The organism is uncultured Xylophilus sp. (assembly GCA_913776965.1).
Taxonomy (GTDB): Bacteria; Pseudomonadota; Gammaproteobacteria; order Burkholderiales; family Burkholderiaceae_C; genus Xylophilus.
This window is the reverse complement of the sequence record CAJYQL010000111.1, coordinates 1-8084: the sequence shown is the minus strand read 5'-3', so window position 1 is coordinate 8084 and position 8084 is coordinate 1. Positions and strand designations below refer to the sequence as shown.

At 69.8% G+C, this 8084-nt stretch carries 9 protein-coding genes and 1 pseudogene; 1 reads left to right on the top strand and 9 read right to left on the bottom strand.

Annotated elements, in window-relative coordinates; translation table 11 throughout:
* From QZ500_RS15795 to fliF, 5 genes and pseudogenes are all read right to left on the bottom strand, one after another.
* Positions 1 to 784 (bottom strand): annotated as a pseudogene (locus tag QZ500_RS15795) (flagellum-specific ATP synthase FliI); the annotation flags it as partial.
* Positions 785 to 890: 106 nt separating this feature from the next.
* A complete protein-coding gene (locus QZ500_RS19590; protein WP_366763341.1) occupies positions 891 to 1310 on the bottom strand; it encodes a flagellar assembly protein FliH in 420 nt (139 codons plus the stop codon).
* A 3-nt stretch (positions 1311 to 1313) separates the two neighbouring features.
* Positions 1314 to 1646 (bottom strand): hypothetical protein, encoded by a 333-nt coding sequence (locus tag QZ500_RS19585; protein WP_366763339.1) that lies wholly within the window; start codon positions 1644 to 1646, stop codon positions 1314 to 1316.
* Complete coding sequence (gene fliG, locus QZ500_RS15785; protein ID WP_295856422.1) at positions 1630 to 2625, bottom strand: flagellar motor switch protein FliG; 996 nt, start codon at positions 2623 to 2625, stop codon at positions 1630 to 1632. The genes QZ500_RS19585 and fliG overlap by 17 nt, the downstream gene beginning before the upstream one ends.
* Positions 2626 to 2771: 146 nt before the next feature.
* Entirely contained in the window at positions 2772 to 4505 is a 1734-nt protein-coding gene (gene fliF, locus QZ500_RS15780) for a flagellar basal-body MS-ring/collar protein FliF (RefSeq protein WP_295856420.1), read from the bottom strand.
* Between the two features lie 188 nt (positions 4506 to 4693).
* Here fliF and fliE point away from each other — a divergent pair, with 188 nt between their 5' ends.
* The gene (gene fliE, locus QZ500_RS15775) at positions 4694 to 5029 is read left to right on the top strand and encodes a flagellar hook-basal body complex protein FliE (RefSeq protein ID WP_295856419.1); all 336 of its coding nucleotides are present in this window, start codon (positions 4694 to 4696) and stop codon (positions 5027 to 5029) included.
* 383 nt (positions 5030 to 5412) lie between these two features.
* Here the strand turns inward: fliE and QZ500_RS15770 are convergent, their stop codons facing one another.
* The 4 genes from QZ500_RS15770 to QZ500_RS15755 all read right to left on the bottom strand — a co-directional run.
* A complete protein-coding gene (locus QZ500_RS15770; protein WP_295856417.1) occupies positions 5413 to 5712 on the bottom strand; it encodes a flagellar protein FliT in 300 nt (99 codons plus the stop codon).
* 1 nt (position 5713) lies between these two features.
* Entirely contained in the window at positions 5714 to 6151 is a 438-nt protein-coding gene (gene fliS, locus QZ500_RS15765) for a flagellar export chaperone FliS (RefSeq protein ID WP_295856415.1), read from the bottom strand.
* 86 nt (positions 6152 to 6237) lie between these two features.
* Positions 6238 to 7593 (bottom strand): flagellar filament capping protein FliD, encoded by a 1356-nt coding sequence (gene fliD / locus QZ500_RS15760; protein ID WP_295856414.1) that lies wholly within the window; start codon positions 7591 to 7593, stop codon positions 6238 to 6240.
* Positions 7594 to 7760: 167 nt separating this feature from the next.
* A partial coding sequence (locus tag QZ500_RS15755; RefSeq protein ID WP_295856412.1) for a flagellin occupies positions 7761 to 8084 on the bottom strand: 324 nt, incomplete at its 5' end.

The following is an 8084-nucleotide window of genomic DNA, read 5'->3' as shown; positions in this document are numbered from 1 at the left end:
AGGCCGCGCCCTGCATGCGCAGCAGCGGCGGCGCATCGGCCGGCGCCGCTACCACCACCGAGCGCGCCCGGCCGTCGTCGCCCAGGATGTCCTCGATGAATTCCTTGACCTCGCGGCCCCGCTCGCCGATCAGGCCGACCACGATCACGTCGGCCTGGGTGTAGCGGGCCATCATGCCGAGCAGCACCGACTTGCCGACGCCGGACCCCGCGAACAGCCCGAGCCGCTGGCCGCGGCCGACGGTGAGCAGCGCGTTGATCGCCCGCACGCCGGTGTCGAGCGGCTCGCGCACCGGGTCGCGGTCCATCGCGTTGAGCGGCTGGCGGTCGAGCGGCGCGGCGACCACGTTCTCGAGCGGGCCGCGCCGGTCGAGCGGTTCGCCGCCGGCATCGACCACCCGGCCGAGCAGGCCGTCGCCGAGCGGCAGGCGCAGCACGCCGCCGGCCGGCGCGGCGGCGGCCGCCGGCGCCTCGCCCCAGCGCGGCGCCGGCACCGCGGCGACCGCCGGCACCACCCGGGCGCCGCTGGACAGGCCGTGGATGTCGCCGGCGGGCATCAGGAACGCCTTTTCGCCGGAGAAGCCGACCACCTCGGCCAGCACCGCCGGCTGGCCCGGCATGCCGACGTGGCACTGCGAACCGACCGGCACCCGGATGCCCGAGGCTTCCAGCACCAGCCCGGTCAGCCGCGTCAGCGTGCCGCGGCTCTCCAGCGGCAGCGGCGCCGCGGTGCGGGCGGTGGCGTCGTCGAGGAAACGCTCCCAGGCGGCGGCGCAGTCGCTCATGCGGCAGGCCCCTGTCGAACGGCGATTTCGGACGAAAAAACGGCTTTTTCGCAGGCAGCACCTGCGCGAGCAGCTACATAAACGATAGCAAACGGCAGCGTGGCGTTCATGCGCCCTCCTCTGCCGCACCGTCGGCATCCGCCGCCGGGGCCGTGGTGGGCTCCCAGGCATCGTCGCGGCCGAGCGTGGCGACGGCACGGCTCCAGCGCGCCTCCAGCCGGCCGTCGATCACGGTGCCAGCGGCTTCGACCAGGCAGCCGCCGGGCGGCACCTGAGCATCGGCCGCCCAGGCGACCGGCGCACTGCCGAACTCCGCCTGCAGCGACGGGCGCAGCCGGTCCAGATCCTGCGGATGCAGCCGCACCGTCGCCGGCCGGCCCTCGGCCAGCAGCGTGGCCAGCGCCTCGCGGATCACCGGCTGCAGCGCGGCGGGGTTGATCGACAGCTCCCGGCGCAGCACCTGGCGCGCCAGCGCGCAGGCGATGTCGAGCACGCCCTGGGCGATGCGCGCCTGGCTGGCGTCCAGCCCCTAGGCGGCGGCGGCGACCACCGCGGCCAGCCGTTCGGCGGCGGCGCGGCCTTCGCCGGCGATGTAGTCGTCGAGCTGTTGCGCGCCCGCACGCGCGGCCTCGGCGCGGCCTTGGGCGTGGCCGGCCGCGAAGGCTTCCTCGCGCGCGGCCTCGATACGGGCCAGGGTGTCGGGATGGTGGCTGGCCGCCTCGGCCGCCTCCAGCAGGGCGGCGGCGGCCTCGGCGGCGCGCGCCGTCTCGTCGACCGCGCCGAAGCGCCACTGCGTCACCCGGCCGATTTCCTCGCTCGGGATGAAGCGGCCGTAGCGGCTGCCGTTAGATGAATCCGTCATCCGAGCTGCCTCCCAGCACGATCTGGCCTTCGTCGGCCAAACGGCGCACCGCCTTCAGGATTTCCTTCTGCTGCGCCTCGACCTCGGACAGGCGCATCGGGCCGCGCGACTCCAGGTCCTCGCGCATGGCTTCGGAGGCGCGCGACGACATGTTGCCGAGGAACTTCTCGCGCAGCTCGGGCGACGCACCCTTGAGCGCGACCACCAGGGTTTCCGACGCCACTTCCTTCAGCACCAGCTGGATCGACTTGTCGTCGAGCTTGCCCACGTCGTCGAACACGAACATCTTGTCCATGATCTTCTGGGCCAGATCGGCGTCGTAGCCGCGGATCGCATCCATCAGCGGCCCCTCGATCGCGGTGCCGAGCAGGTTGACGATCTCGGCCGCGGTCTTTACCCCGCCGAGCGAGGCCTTGCGGATCTTGTCGCCTCCGGCCAGCACCTTGAACAGCACCTCGTTCAGGTCCTTCAGCGCGGTGGGCTGGATGCCTTCGAGCGTGGCGATGCGCAGCATCACCTCGCCGCGCTGGCGCTCGGTCAGGTGGCGCAGCACGCCCGCGGACTGCTCGAAATCCAGGTGCACCAGGATCGCCGCGATGATCTGCGGATGCTCGTTGCGCAGCAGTTCGGCGACCGAGATGGGGTCCATCCACTTCAGCGACTCGATGCCGGAGACGTCGCCGCCCTGCAGGATCCGGTCGATCAGCAGCGAGGCCTTGTCGTCGCCGAGCGCGCGCTTCAACACGTTGCGCACGTAGTCGCCGGTATCGGACACCAGCAGGCTCTGCTGGGCGGCGGCCTCGGTGAACTTGTTGATCACCTCGTCGACCCGGTCGCGCGACAGGTTGCGCATGCGGGCAATCGTCTCGCCGAGCTTCTGCACCTCCTTCGGCGAGAGGTGCTTGAAGACCTCGGCGGCTTCTTCCTCGCCGAGCGACATCAGCAGGATCGCGGCGTCGTTGAGCCCTTGATCGTCCATCTATTCGTCCGTTACGTCATCGCACATGGCAGCCCCCTGCCTTCCCGCGGGGGCACCGCGGAACCGGCTTTGCCGGGCCGCAGGTGCCGCCCCCGGCGAGGGGGTGGGCGGAAACACGCAGTGTGGAGCCTGGGGGAGTGCCCATATCAGGCGGGCGCTTCGCCGCTGACCCAATTCTTCACGATGTTGGCGACGGCCGTCGGATTGGTCTTGGCCAGGTGGCGGGCGTCGTCCAGGCGCAGCTGTTCGGCGGTGGCCGGCGGCAGCACGTTGGCCGGCGCGGCGGCCTCGGGCGGCGGCAGCGCGGCACGCGGCGGGGCGTCCTCGACCACGGCATTGAGCTGGCGGCCGGCGGCCGCGGCGGGTGCGGCAGGTCCCGGCGTCTGGCGGACCGCCTTCAGCGCCGGCCGCACGAAGCCCATCAGCACCAGCGAGGCGAGCAGCAGCGTCCCGACCGGCCAGGCCATGCTGCGGGCCAGGTCCAGCACCTCGGGCTGCTTCCACAGCGGCAACTCGCTGCCGCCCGCCGCCTCGACCAGGAAAGGCGTGTTCATCAGGTTGACCGAGTCGCCGCGGTCCTTGTTGAAGCCGATGCTCTCGCGCACCAGCGCGGTCATCTGCTCGAGCTGCTGCGGCGTGAGCGCCTTCGGGCCGTCCTTGGCGCCGGCGGCGGCGGCCTGGTAGTTGACGACCACCGCAGCCGACAGGCGGCGCACGGTGCCGGTGCCGCCGCGTACCACCTTGACGGTCTTGTCGACCTCGTAGTTGGTGATCGACTCGCGCTTGTTGCCACCGCCCGCGGCGCTGCCGCCGTTGCCGTTGCCGGTCGACAGCGGCGCCGCTTGGCCGTTGATCGGGGCAGCCGCCGGCGCCGGCGGCTGGTTGCTCACCGCGCCCGGCACGCCGCTGGGCGGTTGGCCGCCCGCACCGGCGCTGCCGCTGCTCTCGATCACCTGCTGGCTGCGGATCGCGGCCGCGTCGGCGACCTGGTTGGGCCGGTGCTGCTCGGAGGTGGATTCGGTCTGCGAGAAATCGACATCCGCCGTAACCTGCGCCTTGACGTTGCTGCGGCCGACAACCGGCTCCAGGATGTCCAGGATGCGGCGGGTGTAGGCCTGTTCGAGCTGCTGCACGTACTGCAGCTGCAGGCCGTCGCCGCTGCCGCCCGCGCCGCCGGCGCCGTCGGGCGGGGTGGACAGCAGCTTGCCGGAGTCGTCGAGCACGCTGACCGACGACGGCGAAAGTTCGGGCACGCTGGCCGCGACCAGATGCACGATGCCGGCGATCTGGTTGCGTTCCAGCGTGCGGCCGGGGTGCAGCGTCAGCAGCACCGAGGCCGACGGCTTCTGCTGCTCGCGGAAGAAGCCGTTCTGGTTGGGCAATGCGAGGTGTACGCGCGCGGTCTGCACGGAGGAAAGGGACTGGATCGAGCGGGTCAGCTCGCCCTCCAGGCCACGCTGGAAGGTCAGCTTCTCCTGGAACTGGGTCATGCCGAAGCGGTTGCCCTCCATCAGCTCGAAGCCGTTGACGCTGCCCTTGGGCAGGCCCTGGGCGGCGAGCCGCAGCCGGGTGTCGTGCACCTTGTCGGCCGGCACCAGCACGGCGCCGCCGCCCTCGGCGTACTTGTAGGGCACGTTCATCGTGGCCAGCTGGGCGACGATCGCGCCGCCGTCCTTGTCGGGCAGGTTGGCGTACAGCACCCGCCATTCGGCCTGCCGGCCCATGACGATGCCGCCGATGGCGACGACGGCCAGCAGCGCCACGCCGATCGCCAGGCGCATGCGCTGGCCCCGGTCGAGGGACGCCAGCTTGCGCGACCAGGCAGGCGCGGCGGCGGGACTCAGGGCGGTGGCGGGCAGTTCTGCGACGGCGGCGGGCATGGCGTTCCAGAATGAAGGTTCGTCGGGCAGCAGGCAGGCGTGGCTCCCCGACGCACCGGATTATTCGGCCCGGCCCCGCCGCCGTTGCCGGGATAAGGCGCGGAATCGCCCCGTTTATCCGGGCTCGGCACGAAGCCGCCGAACTTTAGGATCGCCCATCGCTTTTTTTTATTACCGAGGACCGTCCCATGGATGTCCGGCTGTCTTCCCTGTCCATGCCCCTGACCAGCCCGGCCGTCGATGCGGCCCGCACCGCCATGGGCCGGGGCACGGCCGCGGTCGGCGGCGGCGGCGGCAGCGATACCGGCTTCGGCGGCGCGCTGAAAGGCGCCCTCGCTTCGGTGAGCGCGGCCCAGCAGCAGTCGAGCGGCCTGCAGCGCGAGGTGCAGATGGAGAACCCGAAGGTCAGCCTGGAGGAAACGATGGTCGCGATCCAGAAGGCGCAGATCGGCTTCCAGGCGACGGTGCATGTGCGCAACCGGATGGTGCAGGCGTATACCGACATCATGAACATGTCGGTCTGACGGACACCCCCAGGCTTCGCTTGCCGCTGCCGCGGCAAGTCGTTCGCCACCCCCTTGCAGGGGACAACGCCGGCGGACCGGCGGAGCCGACTCCGCGGCGTTCTCGTAAGGCGGCGGGGCTGCGCGTGGGGGGCCGGGTGTCGGCAGGACAGCGGTTGCTGGTCGTGCGCTGGTCGCCGTGAGGGGCGCCGTGCGGGCGGACGGGCGGTGCGGGAGTCGCAGCGGCCCCGCGAACCTTCATCACTCCTGTTTTGATAGCTGGATGCGCATGCCCCGCCTGCGCAGATGGCCGATTTTCTTCTGAAGTCCCATGCAAAAAGGGCGCTGGTTCTGCCAGCGCCCTTTTCGTAGTTCGTCGTCGGCCGCCCCGGCGGCCGGTGCGGTCAGTGGATCATCTGCGGCTGGCCGTCGGCCAGGCGGTCGAACTGGGCGAGCCAGGGTTCGGCCAGGCAGCGGATCTGGGCGTCGTTCTTCAGGATGCGCTGCATGATCCGGATCTTCTCGGTGCGGTGCTCGGGCGGCAGCTCCTGGTTCTGGGCTTCGTAGCGCAGCTGTTCGATCAGCACGGCACAGGCGCCTTCGTAGCGGACCACCTCGTCCCAGTCGCGGGCACGGGCGGCGTCCAGCATCTTGCGGCTGCTGTCCTCGATGGCCTTGTAGTAGTCGATCAACGCTCCGGACATCTCAGGCTCCCACTGCCAGCGCGGGGCGCTGGGCATTGCTGTTGTTGAGGGTGTTGACGGTGCCGCCGATGCCGCGCCAGCCTTCGGCGACGGACTCGATCAGGCCGATCACTTCGGCGATCGGGGCGTCTTCGTTGCGCAGGTTCGCGAAGGTCACACGGCGCACGCAGTAGTCGTAGAGATTGCGCAGGTTGGCCGCGAGTTCGCCGCCGTTCTGGCTGTCCAGACCCAGCTTCAGGCCTTCCTCAATGAAACGCACGGCCTTGCCGAGCTGGTCGCACTTGGCCTGCGTGTCGCCGCGCGCCAAGCTGGCCCGGGCGCTGCGCAGCGACAGCAGCAGGCCGTCGAACAGCAGGTTGATGAGCTGGTAGGGGCTGGCGCCATCGACGTTCGTCTGGCGGTAATTGAGGGCGGCGCGGGCACTGGCGGGGGTGAACATGCTGCGGTTCCTGATCGGTTGCTCTTGCACTTCTTATCGGCACGACCGCGGGAAAAATGAAGTGCGTCGGCCTGCGAAATGTGCGTTCAGTTGGTGTTCTTGTTCCAGTTGGTGATCTGCTGGTTCACATAGGCATCGAGCGACTTGATCGACGCCATCTTGGTGTCGAGCGCGCCGTACTGTGCATTCAGCCTTTTTTCCAGTACTGCGGCACGGGCGGTCACCCTGTCCTGCTGCGCTTGGTTGCGCTTGTCTTCCAGCGACAGCGCATCGGTCTTGCTGTTGAACGTGCCGTCGAAAGACAGCATGGTGGCCGTGAGCGTCTTGAGCTTGACGGCGATGCCGCGGCTGTCGGTGCTGGCGGTCGCGTTGGCGAACAGGTTCTTCAGGCCCGCCGGATCGTCCGCCAGCGCCTTGTCGAACTTGGCGCCGTCGAGAGTGAGGTTGCCGCCGCGCTGCACCGCGATGCCGGCATCCGACAGGGTCTTGAAGGCACCGCCCTCGGTCGCGGTGCCGACCACGGTGCGCAGGATGTTCTGGATGCCGAGCGCGGTCGAATCGCCCTGCAGCAGTCCGGCGGTCTTGGTGTCGGCGTCGTACTTCGTGGTCTTCGCGATCAGGTCGTTGACCGCGTTGTAGGCATCGACGAACGCCTGCACGTTCTTCTTGGTCGCGGCGTTGTCGGCGGTGACGGTGATGCCGACCGGCGCGGTCGTCACCGACGACACGCTGAACTTGAGGCCCGGCACCACTTCGGCGAAGTCGCGGGTGGACGAGGTGATCGGCAGGTTGTTGAGTTTCGCTTCGGTATCCTGCGCGGCCTGGGTGGCCGAGAACGCCAGGGCGCCGGCGGGCGCTGTCGCGAAACCGCTGCTGGCGCTCAGGGTGAAGGCGTTCTGCGCGCCGGTCGTGGTGCCGCGCACCATCAGCCGCTGGCCCGATGCGTCGTTGATCACCGTGGCCACCACGCCGGCGTTCTTGTCGTTGATCGATGCGGCGATGCCCGACAGCGTGGTATCCGCGCCGACCGTGATGGCGACCGGATCGCCGGTGCCGACCTGCAGCGTCAGCGTCCCCGCGCCCATGCTGGCCGTGGACGGCACGGCGGTCCCGGAAACGCTCGTCTGCACCTGGGCGAGCTTCGATACTTCCAGGCTGTAGCTGCCCGCCGAGGCGACCCCCGATACCGTGGCGGTGGCCGAGGCCGGATTGGTGGAGGCCACCGCCATCGCGTTCCAGCCGCTGTCGCGCGTCAGCGCCGATGCGGCGTCGGCAAAGGTGGACATCAGCGACTTCATCTGCGAATAGGTCGAGATCTGGCTCTGGATCGACGCTTCCTTCTTCTGCAGCGCGACGATCGGCCGCTTCTCCAGCTCCACCAGCTGGCTGACGACGGACTTGACGTCGATCCCGCTGCCGAGGCCTATCGATGAAATCGCCATGGCGGTCTCCTATGCGAAGAAGGTAAGCGGCCTGCGCGGTGGGCAGATGCGACGTTCGACCATCGCAACTGCGCACCGTCCGCAGGACGCACGAAGCACAAAAACGGCGAAGGCCGAAGCCTTCGCCGTCGCGCGGGACGGCGAGGCCGTCCGGAGCGCTGCGGAGATCAACCGCGCAGCAGGGCCAGCACGCCCTGCGGAAGCTGGTTGGCCTGGGCGACCATCGCGGTGCCGGCCTGCTGCAGGATCTGCGCCCGCGAGAGGTTGGCGGTTTCCTTCGCGAAGTCCGCATCCACGATCCGGCCGCGCGACGCGGTGATGTTCTCGCTCTGCACGTCGATCGTGTCGATCGCGTTCTCGAACCGGCTCTGCATCGCGCCGAGGTTGGCCCGCGAGCTGTTGACCTGGTTGATCGCGCTGTCGATCTTCTTGATCGCGGTCCAGGCGTCGGCCTGGGTGGAGACGCTCACGTTGTCGATGCCGGTGGTGTC